The sequence below is a fragment of the Amycolatopsis speibonae genome (assembly GCF_042647925.1).
Lineage (GTDB): Bacteria > Actinomycetota > Actinomycetes > Mycobacteriales > Pseudonocardiaceae > Amycolatopsis > Amycolatopsis speibonae.
Window position 1 is genome coordinate 1 of sequence record NZ_JBHRWK010000015.1, and the last position, 21,735, is coordinate 21,735.

Annotated in this window: 17 protein-coding genes and 2 pseudogenes; 11 read left to right on the forward strand and 8 right to left on the reverse strand. The window is 69.1% G+C overall.

The window, feature by feature from the left end; all coding sequences use genetic code 11:
• Positions 1-567 precede the first annotated feature (567 nt).
• Both ACFOSH_RS11900 and ACFOSH_RS11905 read left to right on the forward strand, forming a co-directional pair.
• The gene (locus ACFOSH_RS11900; protein ID WP_378238840.1) at positions 568-2,175 is read left to right on the forward strand and encodes a purple acid phosphatase family protein; all 1,608 of its coding nucleotides are present in this window, start codon (positions 568-570) and stop codon (positions 2,173-2,175) included.
• 219 nt (positions 2,176-2,394) lie between these two features.
• Positions 2,395-3,201, forward strand: coding sequence for a serine hydrolase (locus tag ACFOSH_RS11905; RefSeq protein ID WP_378238842.1), 807 nt, complete (start codon positions 2,395-2,397; stop codon positions 3,199-3,201).
• Here the strand turns inward: ACFOSH_RS11905 and ACFOSH_RS11910 are convergent.
• Entirely contained in the window at positions 3,158-3,793 is a 636-nt protein-coding gene (locus ACFOSH_RS11910; RefSeq protein ID WP_378238843.1) for a MerR family transcriptional regulator, read from the reverse strand. The genes ACFOSH_RS11905 and ACFOSH_RS11910 overlap by 44 nt on opposite strands.
• 346 nt (positions 3,794-4,139) lie before the next feature.
• Between ACFOSH_RS11910 and ACFOSH_RS11915 the strand changes: the two genes are divergently transcribed.
• The 4 genes and pseudogenes from ACFOSH_RS11915 to ACFOSH_RS11930 all read left to right on the forward strand — a co-directional run bounded on the left by ACFOSH_RS11915 (position 4,140) and on the right by ACFOSH_RS11930 (position 7,752).
• Entirely contained in the window at positions 4,140-5,003 is an 864-nt protein-coding gene (locus tag ACFOSH_RS11915) for an alkaline phosphatase family protein (protein WP_378238844.1), read from the forward strand.
• Between the two features lie 66 nt (positions 5,004-5,069).
• Positions 5,070-6,204, forward strand: a pseudogene (locus ACFOSH_RS11920) (MFS transporter).
• On the forward strand, positions 6,201-7,190 hold the full coding sequence (locus tag ACFOSH_RS11925; protein WP_378238845.1) for a TolB family protein: 990 nt from the start codon (positions 6,201-6,203) through the stop codon (positions 7,188-7,190). The pseudogene ACFOSH_RS11920 and the gene ACFOSH_RS11925 overlap by 4 nt, the downstream one beginning before the upstream one ends.
• A gap of 49 nt (positions 7,191-7,239) precedes the next feature.
• Complete coding sequence (locus ACFOSH_RS11930) at positions 7,240-7,752, forward strand: VanZ family protein (protein ID WP_378238847.1); 513 nt, start codon at positions 7,240-7,242, stop codon at positions 7,750-7,752.
• Here the strand turns inward: ACFOSH_RS11930 and ACFOSH_RS11935 are convergent.
• The 3 genes from ACFOSH_RS11935 to ACFOSH_RS11945 form a co-directional block, all read right to left on the reverse strand.
• Positions 7,716-9,407 carry a flavin monoamine oxidase family protein gene (locus tag ACFOSH_RS11935; protein WP_378238848.1) on the reverse strand — a complete coding sequence of 564 codons (1,692 nt, stop codon included), beginning with the start codon at positions 9,405-9,407 and terminating at the stop codon, positions 7,716-7,718. The two genes, ACFOSH_RS11930 and ACFOSH_RS11935, sit on opposite strands and share 37 nt — an antisense overlap.
• Positions 9,404-10,159 (reverse strand): carbon-nitrogen hydrolase family protein, encoded by a 756-nt coding sequence (locus ACFOSH_RS11940; protein WP_378238849.1) that lies wholly within the window; start codon positions 10,157-10,159, stop codon positions 9,404-9,406. Before ACFOSH_RS11940 ends, ACFOSH_RS11935 begins: the two co-directional genes overlap by 4 nt.
• 117 nt (positions 10,160-10,276) lie before the next feature.
• Entirely contained in the window at positions 10,277-12,313 is a 2,037-nt protein-coding gene (locus tag ACFOSH_RS11945) for an acyltransferase family protein (protein WP_378238850.1), read from the reverse strand.
• Positions 12,314-12,520: 207 nt separating this feature from the next.
• Here ACFOSH_RS11945 and ACFOSH_RS11950 point away from each other — a divergent pair.
• Both ACFOSH_RS11950 and ACFOSH_RS11955 read left to right on the forward strand, forming a co-directional pair.
• Positions 12,521-13,090 (forward strand): annotated as a pseudogene (locus ACFOSH_RS11950) (helix-turn-helix transcriptional regulator); the annotation flags it as partial.
• 33 nt (positions 13,091-13,123) lie between these two features.
• Positions 13,124-13,918, forward strand: coding sequence for an SDR family NAD(P)-dependent oxidoreductase (locus ACFOSH_RS11955; protein ID WP_378238851.1), 795 nt, complete (start codon positions 13,124-13,126; stop codon positions 13,916-13,918).
• A gap of 4 nt (positions 13,919-13,922) precedes the next feature.
• On the opposite strand, the gene ACFOSH_RS11960 is transcribed toward ACFOSH_RS11955, so the two are convergent.
• A complete protein-coding gene (locus ACFOSH_RS11960; protein ID WP_378238852.1) occupies positions 13,923-15,740 on the reverse strand; it encodes a flavin-containing monooxygenase in 1,818 nt (605 codons plus the stop codon).
• Between the two features lie 158 nt (positions 15,741-15,898).
• On the opposite strand from ACFOSH_RS11960, the gene ACFOSH_RS11965 reads away from it, so the two are divergent.
• Together ACFOSH_RS11965 and ACFOSH_RS11970 are read left to right on the forward strand one after the other, a co-directional pair.
• Positions 15,899-17,101 carry a transcriptional regulator gene (locus ACFOSH_RS11965; protein WP_378238853.1) on the forward strand — a complete coding sequence of 401 codons (1,203 nt, stop codon included), beginning with the start codon at positions 15,899-15,901 and terminating at the stop codon, positions 17,099-17,101.
• Between the two features lie 44 nt (positions 17,102-17,145).
• Positions 17,146-18,399, forward strand: a complete 1,254-nt coding sequence (locus ACFOSH_RS11970; protein WP_378238854.1) for a cation:proton antiporter — start codon at positions 17,146-17,148, stop codon at positions 18,397-18,399.
• Between the two features lie 21 nt (positions 18,400-18,420).
• Here the strand turns inward: ACFOSH_RS11970 and ACFOSH_RS11975 are convergent, their stop codons facing one another.
• On the reverse strand, positions 18,421-18,942 hold the full coding sequence (locus ACFOSH_RS11975; RefSeq protein ID WP_378238855.1) for an SRPBCC family protein: 522 nt from the start codon (positions 18,940-18,942) through the stop codon (positions 18,421-18,423).
• A gap of 95 nt (positions 18,943-19,037) precedes the next feature.
• Positions 19,038-19,673 carry a DUF4230 domain-containing protein gene (locus ACFOSH_RS11980; RefSeq protein WP_378238896.1) on the reverse strand — a complete coding sequence of 212 codons (636 nt, stop codon included), beginning with the start codon at positions 19,671-19,673 and terminating at the stop codon, positions 19,038-19,040.
• 111 nt (positions 19,674-19,784) lie between these two features.
• On the opposite strand from ACFOSH_RS11980, the gene mptB reads away from it, so the two are divergent.
• Positions 19,785-21,224 carry a polyprenol phosphomannose-dependent alpha 1,6 mannosyltransferase MptB gene (mptB, locus tag ACFOSH_RS11985; RefSeq protein WP_378238856.1) on the forward strand — a complete coding sequence of 480 codons (1,440 nt, stop codon included), beginning with the start codon at positions 19,785-19,787 and terminating at the stop codon, positions 21,222-21,224.
• On the opposite strand, the gene ACFOSH_RS11990 is transcribed toward mptB, so the two are convergent.
• Positions 21,128-21,673, reverse strand: a complete 546-nt coding sequence (locus ACFOSH_RS11990; RefSeq protein ID WP_378238857.1) for an SRPBCC family protein — start codon at positions 21,671-21,673, stop codon at positions 21,128-21,130. The two genes, mptB and ACFOSH_RS11990, sit on opposite strands and share 97 nt — an antisense overlap.
• Between the last annotated feature and the right edge of the window lie 62 nt (positions 21,674-21,735).

Genomic DNA, 21,735 nt, shown 5'->3' on the forward strand with positions numbered 1-21,735 from the left:
GTTACAAGACCCCACACGAGGTCCACGCCGAGTATCTGAACCGACAGCTCGCAGCGTAAAATTAGCAACTAAGCAGCTGTCCGGAAAACACTGGGCCCCCCATCCCAAGCGTGGCGCTCGTCGGGACACTCCCACCTGCCGACGCGGGTAAAGCGGTTCGCCAGGCAGGGACACGTTTGCCTTACCCCTCAATAACCGTCCCCACCACTCACGAGGCTCTGGACCCGCCGCGCTTCGGTCTCCTAGCGCGTGAAGGCCCCCTTCCCTCGGCTGAGCCGAGGGAAGGGGGCCCTCACGCGCATCCGCTACTGGTGCACCTGGGGCGCATGTGGCGATCCCGAAGGTAGTGAAGGCCTCCTTCCCTACCCTGAAGGTAGGCAAGGAGGCCTTCACGGACCGGGCCTGCGATCGACCGCAGGTACGACGTCCTCGTGAGTGGCAGGGACGGTTCCAACCCCACTTGCCACTCACGAGGCCCAAGCCCCACTTGCACGATTCCATGCAGCCGATCCCCAAAGCTGCAACAACCTCTTGACTTAGTTAGGAAGCCTTCTTAACTTCAATTTCATGTCTGAGACTCCCCGAAACCACCGGTCTCAAGCCTATCGCCGGCTCAGCCTGGCCGAGAAGCACGACAACTTCGTCAACCAGTACTCCCGGCGGACCCTGTTCCGGGTGGGCGCGATGGGTGGCGCGGCGCTCGCCGCCGGTGGCGTCCTGCTGCCGGGTACCGCGGCCGCCTCCCCCGGGCCGACCGGCCCGACAGTCCTGCTCAACGCCGACAGAACCGCGGGCTCGGCGCTGCGGCCGTTCGGGCGGCACATCGCCTACGGGGCCGACCCGTCCCAGCAGGTCGTGGTCTCCTGGCAGGTGCCCGCGGCGGTGACCGCGCCGTTCATCCGGATCGGCACGACCCCCGGCGACTTCAGCCCGCCCATCCAGGCCGAGGTCCGGGCGCTGACCAGCCAGATGTCCTGGCAGCATCCGGTCGAGGAAGTGCCGCCGAACAGCCCGAAGTCGATCACCCAGTACTACCTCCACGCCCGGATCGACCGCCTCCTGCCCGGCACCACCTACTACTACGTCGTCGGCCACGAGGGCTATGACCCCGCCGCCAGGCTCGGCGAGATGGCGAGCTTCCGCACCGCCCCCGCGCCCGGCGGCGACGGCACGTTCACCTTCACCGCTTTCGGCGACCAGGGCGTCGGCTACAACGCCGTCGCGACCAGCAGCCTGATCGCGGGCCTCGACCCGGCCTTCCACCTCGCCATGGGCGACCTGAGTTACGCGCTCGAAGGCGAGGGCGGACATCCGGAGGAAGACCAGTACGACGCCCGGCTGTGGGACTCCTTCTTCGTGCAGAACGAACCCGTCACCGCGGGGATCCCCTGGATGATGGCGCTCGGCAACCACGAGATGGAGGGCTGGTACTCCGCGGACGGCTACGGCGGCGTCCGCGCCCGGTTCACCATGCCGGACAACGCCTGGACGGGCTCCACGTGCATCTACTCGTGGCGCTACCAGAACGTCGGCATGGTCAGTCTCGACGGCAACGACGTCTGCTACAACAGCCCGTCGAACCTGGACTACACCAAGGGCAAACAGCTCAAGTGGCTCGGGAAGACGCTCGCCGCCTTCCGCGCCGACCCGACGATCGACTTCATCGTCGTCTACTGCCACCAGTGCACGTATTCCACCTGCCATTCCAACGGCGCCGAACTCGGCGCGCAGACGGACTGGGCGCCGTTGTTCGACAAGTACCAGGTCGACCTGGTACTCAACGGGCACAACCACATCTACGAGCGCACCGACCCCATCCGCGCCGGGAAGGCGGCCAAGAAGGTGCCGTCGCGAGGCACCACCAACCCGGTCAAAGACGGCACGACCTACATCACCGCGGGTGGCGGTGGCGGCAGTGTCTCCGAGTTCCCGGCACCCGACACCTACCTGGGCCACGAGACCAGCAACGACTCCCCGGTCCCGATGAAGTACTCCGAACGGGACGGCAAGGACCGCACCAAGAAGGTCACCTGGTCCCGCGTCCGGTTCCGCGGCTACAGCCTGGTCGCGGTCGACGTCATCGCGGGCACGGGCACCACACCGGCCAAAATGGACGTCCGCGCGATCAGCGCCGACGGCACCCTGGTCGATCAGCTCATCGTGCAACGTTCCTGACCCGGCGGCGGCCCCCGGCACCGCCGAGCACGGGGGCCGCCGTCTTCCCACGCATCGGCCGGAAAGTCAGTCCACATCGGCCGATCGGCCGGTATCCCTGACACGATGTCCGGCCCGGTTCCCGAAGCGCGAAAACTGTTTCCGTGCGGTCCGCCGCTGTTACGGATTCATGACAAAAACGAGACGGGACAACGATGATCGTCTCTGAAGATCGCAACCATGTTCGACGAACGAACCAGGCCGATCACCGTTCCCGGGGCGAACCGGCGGCTCCGCCTTCCCGCGACGATCCTGATCGCTTTCCTGGTCGTCACCGGAATCCTCGGTTACGTCATTTTCCAGGCCAACGCGGAAAGCCGCACCGAGCCGGAAAAGCGGACCGCCACCGTCGTCTTCGACCGTACGTTGGACAAGGAAGTGGTCGGCAAGCAGGTCACCGAGAGATTTCGCGCCGCTTCGGTGGTGAAATTGTTCATCGCGCTGGACGCCATCACCCACGGCCCGCGAAAGTCCGACCAAGCCCAGATCCACCGGATGCTGTCGAAAAGCGACGACGCGATCGCCAACACCCTGTGGAGCCGGAACGGGGCGTCCGCGATCGTCACGCGGACGGTGGCCGCCGTCGGCCTGAAGAACACCACCCCGCCCGCCGACCCCGGCCGCTGGGGCGACACGCTGACCACCGCGGACGACATCGCCGCGCTCTACCGGCACATCCTCGAACTGCCGAAATCCAAGCGGAATCTGATCCTGAAACCGCTGCGGGAGGCGCCGAGGACCGCCGCGGACGGGTTCGACCAGTACTTCGGCATCCCGGCGGCCTTCACCGACCGGCCGTGGGCGATCAAGCAGGGCTGGGCGGCCGGACACGGCGCCGTGGACGCGCACACGACCGGCCTCGTCGGCGAGGGCGATCGCTACATCGTGGTCATCCTGTCCAGCCACGCCGAGGGCACGGACCTCGCGGTGGCGACGGCCGCGGCTACCTCGGCCGCCGTGTCCCTGGTCCCCCGTCTGGAAAAGTAGCTTCGGCGGCGTTCTCGACCGTCGCTCTGAAAGCGCTTACAAGAAGCTCGGCAAGACAGGCCCGCGGGGCGGCCGAGACGCCTCCGGTCTGGGCTTTCAGCACGGCCAGCTGCTCGCCGGCCAGCGGCGCGACCCGGTCCAGGAACTGTCCGAGGAACCGCAGCGCCGCGAGGGGCGGGATCCCGGCCCCGGCGAGATCCGCCACCGCGCGCGAAACGGACGGGCGCACGACGGCGGGCTCCCCCTCGTCGTCCTTGCCGAGGACGCCGTGCCGTTCCAGGCACCGGGCGACGGCGGGCTGGTCGCGGGCGATTTCGGCCATCGCCTCGTCCAGCCGTTCGGCGCCGTCCACTGTGGCCGTTCCGAGCATCGCGGCGATGGACACCAGGTTGAAGCCCTGTTTCTGCAGCACCGTGATGCGCCGCAGGCGCCGCAGATGAACCGGACCGTAGTAGGCGCATCGCCCGTGGCGGACCGGCGGGGGCAGCAAACCTCTCGTCTGATGCGCCCGGATATTGCGCGCCGACATGCCGACGATCGTGGAAAGTTCTTCGATCGGGTATCCGGCCGGTTTCGGCGAAAAGGGCTTCACACCGACCAGCTTAACCAATGGTCGGATGAGTACGCCGTGAAGCCGGTGCAATGGGGGCGCCACTGTCCACCGGCTGAATCAGCGGGTTGCCCTAAGTCCATCGATTCACGCCCGGGAACACAAGGTGAACGGCAGGGTTACATGGTTTTGTGCCAGACGATGTCGGTTTTGGGGTGTTCTCCGCACGCCGATTACTCCAGTCAGGCGATCTTGGTGGGCCGATGACTTCCTTGCCGTTTAAATGCAGCTGAGACATCCGATGTCTCAACTCTGTCGACGCCTGCGGAGCGCCGCTGAACCCGATGGTTGTTCGTCAAAGTTTCAACCTTTTCACCGGGAGGTTTCAATGTTCTGGAAACGGATCGCGGTCGCGGCCGTGGCCGCGACCGGTTTGGCCGCGGCGCTGGTGGTGTCCCATCAGGACACTCCCGCCGCCGCGATAGAGCCCGCCGCGGCGAAGGTGCCCGCGTTCGACCACATCGTCCTCGTGATGTTCGAGAACAAGGACTACAAGGAGATCAACGGCAGCTCCAAGGCACCGTACTTCAACAAACTCGCCTCGCAGGGAGCCAAGTTCACCAAGGCCTACGGGACGACGCACCCGAGCCAGCCGAACTACATCGCCCAGTTCGCGGGCTCGACGCACGGCGTCGACAGCAACAAATGCCAGGACCTGGGGAACAAGGAGAACATCGCCTCCCAACTGGCCGGCATCGGCAAGAAGTTCGTCGGCTACGCGGAGAGCATGCCCTCGGACGGCTACACGGGCTGCACGAAGGACAACTACGCCCGTAAGCACAACAGCTGGGTCAGCTTCGGCAATGTCCCGGCTTCGGCGAACAAACGGTTCTCGTCGTTCCCGAGCGACTTCACCAAGCTGCCGCACATCGCTTTCGTGACCCCGGACCTGTGCAGCGACATGCACGACTGTTCGGTCGACACGGGCGACAAGTGGCTGAAGAAGAACCTCGACGCATACGCGCAGTGGGCCAAGACGCACAACAGCCTGCTGATCGTCAATTTCGACGAGGACAGCGGGACGTCGGTGAACCAGATCTACACCACCTTCGTCGGCGCCCACGTGAAGCCGGGCAGCTACAGCGAATCCATCAACCACTACTCGATCCTCCGCACGATGGAGGCGTCGTTCGGTCTGCCGGGCATCGCCAACGCGGCGAACAAGTCGCCGATCACGAGCGTGTGGCAGTAATCGGGTGAACCTCGCGGGCGCGTCCACTGTGGACGCGCCCGCGAGCGGGGAAAGGAGGTCCGTCGCGTGTACCTGTCCACGATCGGCCGCCGGGAACATCCCGGCGGCGTGTCCAAGAAGTCCTTCGCCTTGCTCGGCGGGAACGTCTTCGCCCTGGGCACCGTCAGCCTCGTCACGGACATCTCTTCGGAGATGGTGACGGCCGTGCTGCCGGTGTACCTGGTACTGGGGCTGCATCTGGGCCCAGCGGCGTACGGCGTTGTCGACGGCCTCTACACCGGCGCGACCGCGCTGCTGCGCCTGGTCGGCGGCTACGTCGCGGACCGGGTCCGGCGGCGCAAAGCCGTCGCCGGGCTGGGCTACGCGATGTCGGCGGTGGCCAAACTGGGCCTGGTGGCGGCGGGCCCGTCGGCGGCCGCGATCGGCGTGGTGCTGACCGCGGACCGGACGGGCAAGGGCCTGCGGACCGCGCCCCGCGACGCGCTGATCACCCTGTCCGCGCCCGAGCACATGCTGGGCCGCGCTTTCGGGGTGCACCGGGCGATGGACAGCGTCGGCGCGTTCCTCGGCCCGCGACCACCGCTCGCCCAAACCGCCGTCGGGCACCGTGTCCCTGCGGACGGCGGCGGGCCTCCTGCGGGGCACCGGCGTGCGGCGACTGCTGATCGCCGCCTGCGTCCTCGGCCTGGCGACCATCGGCGACGGGTTCGTGTACCTCCTGCTCCAGGCCAAGGAGGACATCGCCACCGGCTGGTTCCCGCTGCTGGCCGTCGGGACGAACCTGGGCTACCTGCTGCTGGCCGCGCCGCTCGGCGCGCTGGCCGACCGGATCGGCAGGCTGCCGGTGACGCTCGCCGGCTACGGCGCGCTGATCGCCGTCTACCTGCTGCTGCTCAGCCCGCTGACCGGCTGGGCGCTGTTCGTACTCGCGCTCGGCCTGTACGGCGTGTTCTACGCGTCGACAGACGGCGTGCTGATGGCGCTGGCCGGGCCGCTGCTGCCCGAGGCGTTGCGCACCACCGGCATCGCGATCGTGCAGAGCGGGCAGGCGCTCGCCTACTTCGTCTCGTCCGTCCTTTTCGGACTCTCTTGGCAGTTCTGGGGCACTAGCACGGCGATCGCGATCGCCGCCGGGACGGTGCTGGTCGCCGTCGCCGCCACCTTCGTTCTCTTGGCTCCCCGCAGGAAGGCACGACCGTGAACACCCGCACCCGCGTCCTGATCGCCGTCACCGGAGTACTCACGCTGGCCGCGGCCGCCGTGATCTACGTCGGGGTGGCGGGAGCGCGCAACCAGGACACCGCGTCGGCGGGCACCAGCGGCGCCGTCACCCTCGAAGGCGGACGGTTGCTGTTCCGCAGCACCGCCGACGCCGACCGCGGGCACGTTTCCAGCGTCGCGGCGGCCGATCCGGGCGGCGCGCGGGCTGTCTCGACAGTGTCGTGCGCCCGGGTCTACGCGGCGGGCGGCACCGGGATCTGCCTGCGCCCGGAGACCGGCCTGACCACGTATCAGCTGGCCGTGCTCGACAGCAAGCTCACGGTCACCCAGGAGATCCCGCTGGTCGGGCTGCCCAACCGGGCCCGGGTCTCGGCCGACGGGAAGCGTCTCGCGTGGACGGTGTTCGTCACCGGCGACTCCTACAACGGCGGCCGGTTCTCGACCCGGGCCGGCACCCTCGACCTCACCACCGACAGCGTCGAAGGCACGCTCGAGGACTTCGCCGTGACCGTGGACGGCAAGCCGTACAAGGCGGCCGACTTCAACTTCTGGGGCGTCACCTTCACCCGGCAGCCGAACCGCTTCTTCGCCACCATGTCCACCGGCTCGCACCGGTATCTCGTCGAAGGCGATTCCCAGGCCCGGACCGTGAAGACGCTGCGGGACAACGTCGAATGCCCGTCGCTGTCCCCCGACGAGACCCGCATCGCCTACAAGTCCGCCATCGACGGCGATCCCGCCAAGGGCTGGCGGGTCTCGGTACTCGACCTCGCGAGCGGCACCGTGACGCCGCTGGCCGAGACCCGCGCCGTCGACGACCAGCCCGCGTGGCTCGACGACCACACTGTCGCGTACGCCCTCCCCCGGTCGCAGGGACACTCGGACGTCTGGGCGGTCTCCGCCGACGGCTCGGGCACTCCGCGTTTGCTCATCCCGGAGGCCGAGTCGCCCGCCGCGCTGCCGTGAGAGGCCGAGTTCACCGGCTCAGCGGACATCCTCGTAGGATCGGCCCGCCATGATCACGAACTTCCTGCTCGACCATTCCGCCCTCGTGCCGGTGGCGATCCTGCTGGTCGCGCTCGTCTGCGTAGTCCTCGGCCTGCTGCTCGCGGGCAGGCCGCGGGTCCTGTGGGCTCTCGCCGGGGTGTCCCTCGTGCCGGTCTTCGCGCTGACGCTCGTGCCCGCCGGCCGCACGATCGACGAGATCGGGTGCACGGTCCAGTTCGCCCTGCCCACGCTCGGCGCGGTGGAACTCCTGGCCAATGTCGCGCTGTTCCTGCCGCCGGTCTACTTCGCCGCGCTGGCGTCGCGGCGCCCGCTGACGATGCTCGCGGCGGGCTCGGCGCTGTCCGCGGTGGTCGAGACCCTGCAGGCGTTCGTTCCCGCGATCGGCCGTGCCTGCGACACCAACGACTGGCTGATGAACACCCTCGGCGCCGTCCTCGGCGTACTCCTCGCGGCGGGCACGGCGTGGCTGGTGGGCCGCCGCGCTCAGTCCGGCAGTTCGACGGGCGCGATGTCGTCGTAGACGTCACCCGGCCCCGGGTTCGCCGGGTCCGTCTCGCCGCCGAAGTGGTTCAGGACGCCCCACACCGCGTTCAGCGCCGTCTGCACGGCACCTTCGGCCCAGCCCGCCGTCCACGAAACGTCGTCACCCGCCAGGAAGAGACCGCGGTGGCGCTCCTCCAGCCTGTCCTGTTTGAAGTGCGTGAACAGCCGGTGCTGGTAGCGGTAGTGGCCGGGCAGGTTGGCCTTGAACGCGCCCATGAAATGCGGTTCGGCCTCCCACGACACCGTCACCGGGTCGCCGATGATGTGCCGCCGGACGTCGACGCCCGGATAGATCTCCCGCAGCGACTGCAGCATCACCTCGACCCGCTCCGAGACCGAAAGCGGCAGCCACTTCAGCGAGTCGTCGGCCCAGGTGTAGGACAGGCAGATCACCGCGGGCGCGTCCGGGTCGTCGCCGAGCAGGTAGGTGCCGCGCGGCATGCGGTCGGTCAGCGTCATGCTCATCGTGTCGCGGCCGGTCTCCGGGTCCTTGTCCAGCCAGAACGGCCGGTCCACCGGGACGAAGACCTTCGAGGACTCCATGTAGTGCGTGCGCTCGATCGCCGTCCAGTGGTCGATCGGGAACAGCGCCTCGTCGCATTCGATCTTCGACAGCAGCATCCAGCTCTGCGCGGTGAACACCGCCGCCGGATAGGTGCGGATGCGGCCTTCGGTGTCGGTCACGGTGATGTTGTTCGGCGCGGTGCGGTGCAGCCGGGCGACGCCGGGGTTCGGGGCGCCGCCGTGCAGCGAGCTCAGACTCGTTCCGGCGGGCCAGAACGCGAGGTCCTCGGGTGCGTGTTCCCACAGCCGCAACGGAAGCTGCCTGCTGCCGCCGGCGATGCTGCGGTGCTCGTCGTCGGCGCCGGTGTAGACCACCCGCAGGATCTCCAGGATGGAGTTCGGGAAGTCGGTGTCCCAGCCGCCGGTGCCGAAGCCGACCTGACCGAAGATCTCGCGGTCGCGGAAGGACGCGAACGCGGGTGACTGGCAGAGGAAACCGTAGAAGGTCTGGTCGTCCAGCCGCGGCACGAGTTCGTTCCACAGCCGCTTGATCGTCTTCGTGTCGCGCTCGCGGATCGCCTTCTGCATCTCGGTGAACGCTGCCTGCTCGGACAGCGTGCTGTCCCAGGCGGCGGCGACCTTGCCGAAGACGGCGGGGAGTTCGTCCGCCGTGCGCGCGTAGTGGCTCTCCCCCTTGAGGTCGACGACGGTGCTCGGCGTTCCCGGCGCCAGCGGGTTCGGGAACGGCGTCGTGTCGAGGCCGACCTTGTCGATGTAGTGGAAGAGCGCTGTCGACGCCGGCGGGAAGCGCATCGCGCCCATCTCCGCGACGACGTCGTCCGGGCAGCCGGGGAAGTTCACCGTGCGCAGGCGGCCGCCGATCTCGGCGATCTCGTACACGACCGGGCGGAGGCCGAGTTTCATCAGCTCGTACGCGGTGACGATGCCCGAGAGGCCACCGCCGATCACCGCTACCTCGGTGCCGTGACGCTCGGCGGGAAGCGAGCCGAGACCGGCGGGGTGGGCGAGGAAGTCGTCGTAGGCGAACGGGAAGTCGGGGCCGAACATGGTGATCGGGCGGCCGGCCGGTTCGTCGTGGTGGATCGCGGTCGGGAGGGCGGAGGTCATGCGGTGAGTCCTCGGTACAGATCGGGCCGCCGGTCGGCCAGGTGGGTGTTCTCCAGTCGCGACGCGGAGAGCGCGTCACGGGTGACTTCGGCGCTGATCAGCTCCGGACCGGCACCCGCGCGGGCGAGCACCTCACCGGTCGGGGCGACGACGCAGGAGCGGCCGCAGTAGGTCAGGTCCTGCTCGGTGTCACAGCGGTTCGCGTAGGCGACGAAGAGCTGGCTTTCGTAGGCGCGGGCGGGCACCAGCGTGTCGGCGACCAGTTCGTACGGGCTCATCAGCGCCGTCGGCACCACGAGCAGTTCGGTCCCGGCCAGCGCGTGCGCCCGCACCAGCTCGGGGAACTCGACGTCGTAGCAGATCAGCAGGCCGATCCGGAAGCCGCCGAGGTCCGCCTGCACGACCGCTTCGGCGCCCGGCTCGAACCAGGAGCGGTCGATGTCGCCGAACAGATGGGTCTTGCGGTAGTTCGCCAGGCGCTGCCCGCCGGGGCCGATCAGCTGGACGCTGTTGTAGACGCGGTCACCGTCGGACTCGGGGTAGCCATAGGCCAGCGCGACACCGGATTCCCTTGCCAGCGCGGACATCCGGGCCGCCGTCGGACCGTCGGCGGGTTCGGCGAGCTCGTGGGAGCGGGCGCCGATGTGATAGCCGGTGGTGATCATCTCGGCGGCGACCACGAGGTCGGCGTCCGACGCCGCGACGGCGGACGGCAGCTCGGCGTAGGAGCCCTGATGGACAGTGATCTTCACCCGGCGATGATATCCGCCGTTTTGCTGCACCGATAAGGGCCGATCGTTGCGTATGGGATTGGCAGACCGGTGAACTGATGCAGCTCGGCGCAATTTCGCGGCGATCTGTTGTCTGGATCACCCGCCCGGCGGGGGCTCCTCCGCGTGATCGTCCGCCCAGCCGAGCGCCTCGGTGATCGCCTTCTCCGCGATGGCCGACATCGTCGACATGTAGGTACCGCTGACGTGGTTGTCGTCGAGGTAGACGAGCACGTTGCCGATCACCGGCGGGCAGACCTCGGCCGTGCAGAAGTAGTCGCTGAAGTCGAGGAACCGTACGTTCCGCGGCAGATCCGGCAGTGTCTCGTACGGCGGTTCCGCCGCGTAAAGATCGTAGCGCGCCGTAGAGCACTCGGGCGCCTCCGCGCCTCGGCTCTCGACACAGGCCGACGGCGACTGGCCGAAGCGCGGGTTGTCCCGCACCGCCAGCACCGGGATGCCCGCTTCGTCGACCTTGCGCCACTGGGCGACGTAGCCGCCGGGAACCCGTTCCTCGACACCGGTTCTCACGTCCCTGGTGCCGATCGTCATCACCGCGTCGGGCCGGGTCGTGACGATCTCGGCCACCACGGCGGTGTTCCAGTCGATGCAGGACTGGTCGCCCGGCACGGCGTCGGAGTCGGTGGAGAACGGGCAGCCGCCGCGGAGGATCGAGGTCACCTCCCAGTTCCGCTGCTCGGCGATCGGCAGCAGGGCGCCGAGGAACTGCCCGGCGTGCGAATCGCCGGTGACCACGATCCGGCGGGTGGGGTGCCCGGTGGTCTGCGAGGTGCAGACCTCGAGGTCGGCGTTGCGCGGGGACGCGTCGCAGCGGGCCGGGTCGATGCCCGCCCAGTCCTCGGACACGGCGACGAACGACGGGACGAGCGTGGCGTCGGCCGCGCCCCAGTATTTGAAGCCTTCGGTGTGCGCGAGCGCGCCGGGGTGGTCGGGGTCGTCGACCGCGATCGAATACGTGTCCGCCTGGCTCACACTCACCCACTGCCAAGCGCCCGTCGCGGCGAGCACGGCCGCGAGCGTCGCGACGCCGAACCGGTAGGCGCCCCACCGGGTCCGGCTCCCGATCTCCGACGCCCGCAGAGGCCGTTCGACCAGGTGATGGGTCAGGACGGCGAGACCGAAGGCCAGCGCGATGATCACCGCGCCGCCGCGCAGGCCGACCTCCTCCCTGTCCCGGGCGACGAGGTAGAACACCAGGACCGGCCAGTGCCAGAGGTAGAGCGCGTAGCTCAGGTCACCGAGGTACTTCAGCGGGCGGCTGGACAGGAAACGGTCCGCTCCGCCCTTGAACGCGGTGTCGCCCGCGAGGATCACCATCGCCGCCGAAAGCGTCGGCCACAGCGCGAGATAGCCGGGGAAGACCGTCCCGACCTGGAGCACCAGCCCGCAGGAAACGAGGCCGGCGACGCCCGCCCAGCCGAACACGACCCGCGCGGAGCGGGGCACCGAAACCCGGTCGAGCACCAGCGCGAGCAGGCCGCCGAGCGCGAACTCCCAAGCCCTGGTCAGCGAGTCGAAGTACGCCAGCGGCTGATCGACAGCCGTGAGCCACACCGAGTAGGCCAGCGAGGCCGCGAACACCGTGGCGAGGGCCGTGATCAGCAGCGGAAGGACGTTCCTGCCCGCCTTCTTGGCGATCAACAGCACCAGGCCGACCAGCAACGGCCAGACCACGTAAAACTGCCCCTGGATCGACAGCGACCAGAAGTGCTGGACGACGCTGGCCGAGTTGTGCTGTGCGAAGTAGTCGGTGGAATCCGCCGCCAGCTGCCAGTTCTCCAGGTAGAGCGCGGAGGCGACGACCTCCTTGATCGTCTGGAACCAGCGGTTCTGCGGCAGCAGCACCATGCTCACCGCGATGATCAGCAGCAACACGGTGAGCGCGGCCGGGAACAGCCGTTTGATCATCCGGCCCCACATCGGCCGGTACTCGATCTTCCCGCGCGACGCCGCGCGGTGGAGCTGGCCGGTGACGAGGAACCCGGAGATCAGGAAGAAGGCGTCGACACCGCCGGAGATCCGGCCGAGCCAGACGTGGTAGACGACCACCAGCACGCACGCCAGCGCCCGCAATCCCTGGATCTCCGGGCGAAACCGCCGTTCCGTCTCCCGCACACGCCACCACCATGATCACCGGTCACCGACGGGCGGGGACCCTACGGCAGGAAGCTGTGAACGAGCTTAGTTCGGATGATCGGATGACTACCGGCAGGTACGCCATGCGGGTTCTCTCGAGACGAAAGTCAAAGGTGTCGTGTCCGGGCGAGATGGGCGATCATTCGTGATCAGGCGGCGATCACGCGTGATCAGAGAGGCAACGCGAGCCGGTCGGACCCCCGCGTCGACGGCGAAGTCCTGTTGGCGCTCGGCGCGGCCGTGCACGCCCGCGAGATCCTGCGGTTCGACTACGCGGGAGCGGCGACACCGCGCCGGGCGGAGCCGCATCACCTGGTCACCTGGCACGGCCGCTGGTACCTCGTCGCCTGGGACCTCGATCGCGCGGACTGGCGCACCTTCCGGGCCGACCGGATCACCCCGCGCACGCCGACCGGCCCGCGGTTCACCCCGCGCGAGCTACCCGCGCCCGACGTCGCCACCTTCGTCGCCAGCCGGTTCCGGGGCTCGTCCGAAACCGGCGAGTGGCCGTGTCGGGGCGAGGTGATCCTCGACCTTCCCGCCGCGACGGTCGCCCACTACGTCCGCGACGGCGTCGTCGAGGAGGAGGGGCCGGATCGGTGCCGTCTGGTGCTGGGGTCGTGGTCGTGGGCCGGGCTGGCGGCAAGCATCGGCCGGTTCGACGCGGACGTCGAGGTCGTCGGACCCGCTGAGCTGCAGGAAGCCTTCGCCGTCCTGGCGCGCCGATACGCGAAAGCCGCGCGATCAGCAGACTGAGCGCCCGGTGATCCTCTGCGCGAGACTGAAGCCATGCGACTGGATCTGAGCGGGAAGACGGCCCTGGTCACCGGATCGACCCAGGGCATCGGTTTCGCCATCGCCACGGGGCTGGCCAGGGCCGGTGCCCGGGTCGCGCTCAACGGCCGGGGCGAAGCCGGCGTCACGTCCGCGATCGACCGCCTGCGCGGCGAAGTACCGGACGCCGACGTCGTCGCGGCGGCCGGTGACGTCTCCACCGACGACGGCACCGCCAGGGTCGTGGAAGCGGTGCCCGACGCCGACGTCCTGGTCAACAACCTGGGCATCTTCGGCACGCAGTCCCCTTTGGACATCACCGACGACGAGTGGCGGCGGTACTTCGAGGTCAACGTCCTCGCCGCGGTCCGGCTGACCCGCGCGTACCTGCCGGGGATGACAAGCCGCGGCTGGGGCCGGATCCAGTACATCGCCAGCGATTCCGCGATCGTCATCCCCGCCGAAATGATCCACTATGGCGTGTCGAAGACCGCGTTGCTCGGTGTCTCCCGCGGCTTCGCCAAGGCCGCGGCGGGGACGGGCGTCACGGTCAACTCGGTGATCGCGGGCCCGACCCACACCGGCGGTGTCGAGGACTTCGTCTACGAACTGGTCGACAAGGATCTCCCGTGGGACGAGGCCCAGCGCGAGTTCATGCGCCTGCACCGGCCGCAATCGCTGCTGCAACGGCTCATCGAGCCCGAGGAGATCGCCAACCTGGTGGTGTACCTCGCTTCCCCGCTCTCCTCGGCCACCACCGGGGCCGCGGTCCGTGTCGACGGCGGCTACGTCGACTCGATCGTGCCGTGATCCCTCACGACTTGTGGTGCACCTCCTGGCGGCCGAACACCGGCGTCGGGATGCCCTCGTAGCGCGCTTTCAGTTGCAGCGCCAGGTAAAGGGAGTAGTGCCGCGACTGGTGCAGGTTCCCGCCGTGGAACCACAGCCCCTCCTGCCGGGTGGGCTTCCACATGTTCCGCTGCTCGCCTTCCCACGGGCCGGGGTCCTTCGTCGTGTCCGAGCCGAGGCCCCAGCATTTGCCGACCAGGTCCGCGGTCTCCTGCCCGACCAGGTCGGCGACCCAGCCGTTCATCGAGCCGTAGCCGGTGGCGTAGACGACGACGTCCGCTTCGAGTTCCGTGCCGTCGGAAAGCACCACCGCGTCCCGCTTCAGGTGGTCGACCTGGCCGTGGGCCAGCTTGATCTTCCCGTCGGCCACCAGTTCCGCCGCGCCGACGTCGATGTAGTAGCCGGAGCCGCGGCGCAGGTACTTCAGGAACAGGCCTGATCCGTCGTCGCCCCAGTCGTGCCGGAACCCGGCCGCCTCCAGCCGCGCGTAGAAGTCCTTGTCCCGCTCGCGGATCGCGTCGTACACCGGGATCTGGAACTGCGGCATGATCCGGTACGGGATCGACGCGAAGATCATGTCCGCCTTGTCGGTCGTGATCCCCGCCTGCACCGCGCGTTCCGAGTACAGGTCGCCGAGGCCCAGGTCCATCAGGGAATCCGACTTGACGATATGCGTCGAGGACCGCTGCACCATGGTGACGTCGGCGCCGTGTTCCCACAGCGCCGCGCAGATGTCGTGCGCCGAGTTGTTGGAGCCGACCACGACGGCCTTCTTGCCCGCGTAGGCGTCCGGGCCGGGGTGCCGGGACGAATGGTGCTGATCGCCGTCGAAGTCGTCCATCCCGGGGAACGACGGGAGGTTCGGCTTGCCGGACATCCCGGTCGCGAACACGACATGCCGCGGGGTGAGCACCAGTTCCTCACCCTCACGGACGACGGTCACCAGCCACTGCTGCTTCTCCTCGTCCCAGGACGCCGAGGTCACCTCGGTGCTGGTCCAGTACGGCACCTCCATGAGCCGCGTGTACATCTCGAGCCAGTCGGCGATCTTGTCCTTGGGCGCGAACACCGGCCAGTTGTCCGGGAACGGCAGGTAGGGCAGGTGGTCGTACCAGACCGGGTCGTGCAGGCAGAGGTTCTTGTACCGCTTGCGCCACGAATCGCCCGGCCGTTCGTCGCGTTCCAGGACGAGCGCCGGCACGTCGAGCTGCCGCAGCCGGGCACCGAGCGCGATGCCGCCCTGGCCTCCGCCGATGACGACGACGTACGGCTGCTCTTCGTACCCGAGCCGGGTCTGTTCCTCCTCGCGCTTCTCGGCCCACGACTTCCGGCCGCGGACGACGCCGTGCTCGACACCTTTCGACCGCTGTTCGTTGCGCCGCTCCTCGAAGCCCTTGAGCTCGCGCAGGCTCGTCAGCAGCGTCCAGGCGCCTTCGTCTTTCAGTCGCAAGTGTCCCTTCGCACGGCCCGTCGCGGTTTCGAACTCCAGCCACGCTTCGGTCACGCCGTCGGCTTCGGTCGGTGTCTCGGTGGTGCGGAATCCGGACGGTTCGATCCGGTCGAGGCACGCGCCGAGCAGGTCGGCCACCCCGTCGCGACCTTCGACCGTCTTGAGCGTCCAGGTGAAGGCGACCAGGTCACGCCAGTAACTGTCGACGGCGAAGAGCGCGGCGGCGGCTTCGGCGTCGCGGGTGGCGAGGGCCGCTTCGAACCGGCTCAGCCAGGCGTCGACGCGAGCCTGCGGCGAGCCCGTCGCCTCGATCCGGTCCACCGTCTGTGTCATGGCCACTCCCAAACCTCGGCGTTTCGGCTGTTACCCCGATCACACGCCGCGGGCGGGCGAGGCGGCAAGGGTTGCAGTGTGTTGCGACTCGGCTCCTTGGCGCACTCGCGCCCGCCGACCTATGCTGAGCCGTCGACGCGATGGTGCGGAGGTGGCCCATGGGCGTGTTCAGCTCGGTCCCGCCCGGCGCCGACCTGCCGATGCACGCCCGTGACCTGGTCCGGATGCACGAAGCCGTAATCGGCGGCGGCCGCCCGCGCGTCCGGCCACGCCCCCTGGTGTCGCGGTCGTGGTCGCGCGCGCTGAGCCTGGGGCTCGCCGCCGACGGGGTGAACACCCGTGATTCCGTGCCGCTCGACGAGGTCGCCCGCCGACGCCGCGCGTCGCCGCTGCGGCATGTCGTCGAAGACCTCGGGCAGGTGCTCGGGACGACCTCCGACACCGCGAACATGCTGCTGGTGGTGACCGACGCCGAGGGCGTCATCCTCTGGCGGGCTGGCTCCCCCGCCGTCAAGCGCCGCGCCGACACCCTGGGCTTCACCGAAGGCGCCGACTGGACCGAGGCCAGGGTCGGCACCAACGCGATCGGCACCGCGCTGGCCGAGGCCGCGCCGGTGGAGCTGCTCGCCGGGGAGCATTTCGAACAGGGCCAGCATCCCTGGTACTGCACCGCGTCGCCGGTGCACGATCCGCGTACCGGCGAGCTGCTCGGTGTGATCGACGTCAGCGGGCCCGCGCTGACCCTGCACCCGGCGATCGCCGCGCTGGTGGAGACCGGGCGGCGGCTGGCCGAATCCGAACTCTGGCGGCATCACCAGCAGGGTCTGGACCGACTCCGCAGAACCGCCGAACCGATGGTGGCGGGCGCCGGAGGTCCGGCGCTGCTGGTGGACGACGACGGCTGGGTGGCCCACTCCGCCGGGATCGCTCCCGGCGCGCGGATCGCCGCGCCCGCGGAGGGGCAGATCCTCGCCGTTCCAGGTCTGGGCGCCTGCCTGCCCGAACGGCTGGCCGAAGGCTGGCTCGTGCGCCCGGCCGACACCGCGCGCCGGGTCCGGCTGGATCTCGAACTCGGCCACGCGCCGATGCTGCGGATGCGGTCGGGGGACGTCGGCTGGGTCCGCACCGTGACCCCGCGGCACGCCGGGATCCTGGTGCACCTCCGCACGGCGGGCCCTGCCGGGCTTTCGGCCGAGGCGCTCAGCCGGGCGCTCTACGGTGACGCCGAACACCTCGTCACCGTCCGCGCCGAGGTCTCCCGGCTGCGGCGGCTGCTCGGCGCCATTGTGGACACGCGGCCGTACCGGCTGGCCGCGGGCGTCGACCTGTCCATCCACAAAGGACTCGAAGTCGGCGGCTGAACCGCGCCCGGTTGCGGAAGGTCCGGACCGGGTACTCCGCCCGGATGGAGATACTCCTCGCCGGTGCGGGCGTTCTGGCGTTGTGCGCCGCGGTACTGCCGAATCTGTTGCACGAACGCGCGCTGTCGATGCCGCTGATCCTGCTGATGGGCGGTCTGATCTTCGGCTTGCTCCCGTTCGGACACCCCTACGGCGAAGGTGTCCTCGACCCGCGGTCGCATGTGGGCGCCGTCGAAGTGATCACCGAACTCGGGGTACTGGTGTCGTTGGTCGGCGCGGGGCTGAAATCCGACCGCTTGATCTGCTGGCGGTCGTGGAACTCGACCTGGCGGCTGCTGGCGATCACGTTGCCGCTTTCGCTCTGCGCGGTGGCCCTGCTCGGCTGGTGGGCGCTCGCCCTGTCCCCCGCCGCCGCGCTGCTGCTGGGGGCCGTGCTGTCGCCGACCGATCCGGTGCTGGCGAGCGATGTCCAGGTGCCCGCGCCGCATACCGAGGACGGACGCGGTTCGGACAACGAGATCAGGTTCACGCTGACCTCGGAAGCCGGGCTCAACGACGGCCTGGCGATGCCGTTCGTCCTGCTCGCCCTCGTCCTGGCCGGAACGGCGAGCACTTCTCCCGTGCCGTGGCTGCTGACCGAGGTCCTCGCTCCGCTCGCGATCGCCGTGGTGGTCGGCCTCGCCTGCGGCCGGTTGCTGTCGTGGCTCATGTTCCGGGTGCGGCACGAGCGGCTGCGTCTCGGTGAATACTCCGACGGACTCGTGGTGCTGGCGATCGCGTTCCTCCCCTTCGCGCTGTGCGAATGGCTGGGCGGCATCGGTTTCGTCGCTGTGTTCACCGCCGCGGCGACCATCCGCGCCAGCGAGCGGTCGCACGAGTACCACGGCGTGCTGCACGAATTCGGCGACCAGCTGGAACGGCTCTTCGTGGCGCTGGCCTTGCTGGGCCTGGGTGTCGCGCTGGGCGATGGGCTCCTCGCCGGCTTGAAGCTAGCCGAAGTCCTGGTGGCGGTCGCGGCGGTGGTGGTCGTGCGCCCGCTGTTCGGCGGGCTGGCCCTGCTCGGCGGCACCACCACCCGCCCGGCGGCGAGGGCGATCGCGTTCTTCGGCATCCGTGGGATCGGCAGCCTCTACTACCTGTCCTACGCGCTGGGGCACGGCGATTTCCCGATGGCCGACTCGCTCTGGCGCGTGACGGCGCTCACGATCGCGGTGTCGGTTCTCGTGCACGGTCTGCTCTCCGGCCCGGTGATGCGCAGATTGGAGAACCGGGGGATGCAGAACGTCGAGAACCCGTGAGAACGGAACGCGTTCAGAGGACTAAACGCGGGGTTCGCGGCGCCACTCCCGGCCTTCGAGCCGGTCCTTGACCCGGCCCAGCGTGGTGGCGATGTTGGCACGGTTGGTCCCGGCGCGATCGGGCTCGCCGGTGATGAAGATGGCGATCGGGACGAACCACTTCGGCACCCGCGCCCAGTTCGTCACGGTGACGCGGCAGCCGTCGCCCTCCGGCCGGATCTCGTACTCCCAGCGGGAGATCGGCACGAAGAACTGCGTACGGACGAGGTACGCGAACCGGTGCCCCGGCTCGGCTTCGACGATCTCGGCGTGGGTGACCCAGCGCCGCCAGCCGTTGCGGTTGCTTCCCGCGAACCAGGCACCGACCCGTGCCTCGGTCGCGCCGCGGATCCAGCGCGCCGCGCGCAGTTCCTCGGCGCACTCCGCCATCGCGACAGGGTCGCTGACGAGCCGGTACGCCTTGTCGGGCGCGGCGTCGAGCGCGATCTCACCGGTCGCGATCGGCTCGCTGTAGGTCAAGGTTTCCCTCGGCTTCGTCACCATCGCGCCTCCCTGTCGACCTCGCCAGCCCACCAGCACGGCGCCACCCGGTCAAGACTGGCGGCCAAAGGGCGCACGTTCGCGCAAATCCGGGTGGCTCAGGTCGTCGGTCCGTCAGGGAAAACGACCTCGAAACCCAGTGCCCGCAGCAGCCCGGTGAGCATCGCCTTGGTGTTGGCCTCGGCGCGTTCGAGCAGGCCGGAGCGCTGGGCGGCTTCCCCGATCCGTTTCTCGGCGGCGACATGGAACTGTTGTTGGTCCGGAACGGACACCAGCGACCCGAGCCTGTCGATCAGGCCACGCTCCTGGCCGAAGACATAGCTGCGCTCGTTGTCCAGGGTGGGCTTCGCCAGCCTGGGCTCGGGCAACCGCACCTCGACCGTCCGCCGGTCCTCCGAGACGGTGAGCGAATTCTCCACCAGTGGCCCGAAATCGACGTACGCGTCGACAGAGCCCGCCGCCACGAACAGGGTCCGCTCCCCGGCGATGCTCGCGGGCACCCACTTGACGTCCTTCTCGATGTCGACGACGACCTGGTAGTCACCGGCCGCCGCGTGGTACTCGCTCAGATCACGGACGGCCTGCAGCACCGCGGGTTGCGAACGGTCCACAGTGGACGTTTCAAATGGGTCGAACTTCGGCAGCAACCCGGTGATCTGCAGTGCCGCACCGACGATCAGGAGCCCGACCAGGGCGAACGCCCCGAGGCGCACCCAGCGTTTCTTCACGCCCACCACCGCCTCTCCAGCGCGAGGGATACCCGGTGGCCGTCGTCTCGAAGCGTCGAAACCGGTTTCTCCGACGATCGGCGGAACCGGATTTCGCACTTGGAGTAGTTTGGCCGCATGCAAAACGTCTTGCCCGCGCCGGAGAAGACCGGGCTGAACATCTCGGCGTTGCACTGGGCGGGGTTCCTCGGAATCGCCGTGCTGGTGCTGGTCACGTCCGGGATCGGCCTGCCCTCGGTGCTGGTGGTGGCACTGGGCGTCACCGGCATGGCCACCCTCGTGCTGTGCTGGCTGGGCATCGGACGGCTCGCCACCGGGCTCCCCGAGCGGCGGCTGTACTGGATCACGGTCTCGTGGTGCGCGCCGCTGCTTTTCGCCCGCCCGCTGTTCAGCGGTGACATCAACAGCTACCTGGCGCAGGGTCTGATCGCGGCCAAGGGTTTCGACACCTACCTCGTGGGACCGGCGGAGGCGCTCGGCGCCGATTCGCCGGTGACGCTCGCGGTCAGTCACTACTGGCGGGACACGCCCGCGCCGTACGGTCCGGCGTTCGTCGCGCTGGCCCGCACGATCGCCCACATCGCGGGCGACGGCTTCGTCCCGACCTTGCTGCTGCACCGTCTGCTGGGGCTGGCCGGTATCGCGCTCATGGCGTGGGCGCTCCCCCGGCTCGCCCGACGCGTCGGGGTCTCGCCGTCGATCGCGCTGTGGCTGGCTCTGCTCAACCCGTTGGTGCTATGGCACGTCGTGGCGGGCGTGCACAACGACGGGCTCATGGTCGGACTGATGGTCGCCGGACTGGAACTCGTCCTCATGGGCGCGGCGAAGACCGGCGCGGCACGGCCGGCACTGATCGCGGCGGGCGTGATCGCGGTGAGCGCCGCCGCGAACGTCAAGATCGTGGCCGTCGCAGGCCTCCTGTTCGTCGGCGTCGACCTGTTCCGCCGGGCGACGCCCACCGGCCGGGTCGCGGTGGCGCTCGGGTTGCCCGCCGGATTCGCCGCCGTCACCGCGGCGATCTCACTCGGCAGCGGGCTCGGTTTCGGCTGGGTCCGGGTGCTCTCCGGGGTCTCCGGCCAGGTGCACAGCTGGATGGCGCCCACCAACGAACTCGGCTTCCTCGTCGGCGGGGTGGGCAAGATCTTCGGCGCGGACCTGACCGACGGCGCGATCAAGGTGTTCTCGCTCGTCGGCGCGATCCTCGGCCTCGCCGTCGGCGCCAGGCTGCTCTGGCTCACCTACCGGGAGAAGATGCACCCGCTGTACGGCGCGGGGCTGACCTTCGCCGCGATGCTGGTCCTCGGGCCCGTCGTGCAGCCGTGGTATCTCCTGTGGACGGTCGCGCTGCTCGCCGTGAGCCTGACGACCGACCGCGGACGCTGGATCCTCGCCGGGATCAGCGCGGTGTTCGGTGTCCTGCTCCCGCCCGCGAACGGCGGCGCCGTGTCCCTGGCGCTGGGCTACCTGATCGCCGTCGTGCTCATCGGCGGCACCTTGTTCTTCCTCAAGCGCCGGAACCTGTTGCCGGAGATCAGGTTCCGCAAGAGCCGGACGTAGGCACTCCAGCTCGCGGATGCCCGGACCGTGCCGGTGAGTTCACGCTCGGCACGGTCCAGGCAGTCCTCCAGCAAGGCGTCGTGCAGCGGCCGCCACAGCAACGGGTAGGTGCACCAAGCGGGACGCCGGAGCTTCAGCACCATGAGATGCACGAGCTCGGTCTCCCCGGTTTCCGTCGTACGCATCGTGAATTCGTGGAACCCGTCGAAGCCGCGGGGTGCGGTGAACCGGAACCTCACGGACTTCCCGGGTTCATAGGACTCGACGTGGTACCGCACCGGCCCGTGCCCGCCGTCGGCGCCCACACCGAGCGGCCTGTCGAACCGCAACGGCGGCCACGCGTCGACGGGCCAGAGCCTGTCGCCGTCGGCGGACAAGGTGTCGATCAACGCGCCGACGTGTTCTTGTGCCACGCCGACGATCCGGGAATGCCTGTTCCACGCGCGCATCGCGCCTCCCCAGTTTCAGAGACCAGTTCTAGAGACCTTCCACTAAAACCATAGTAGAGGAT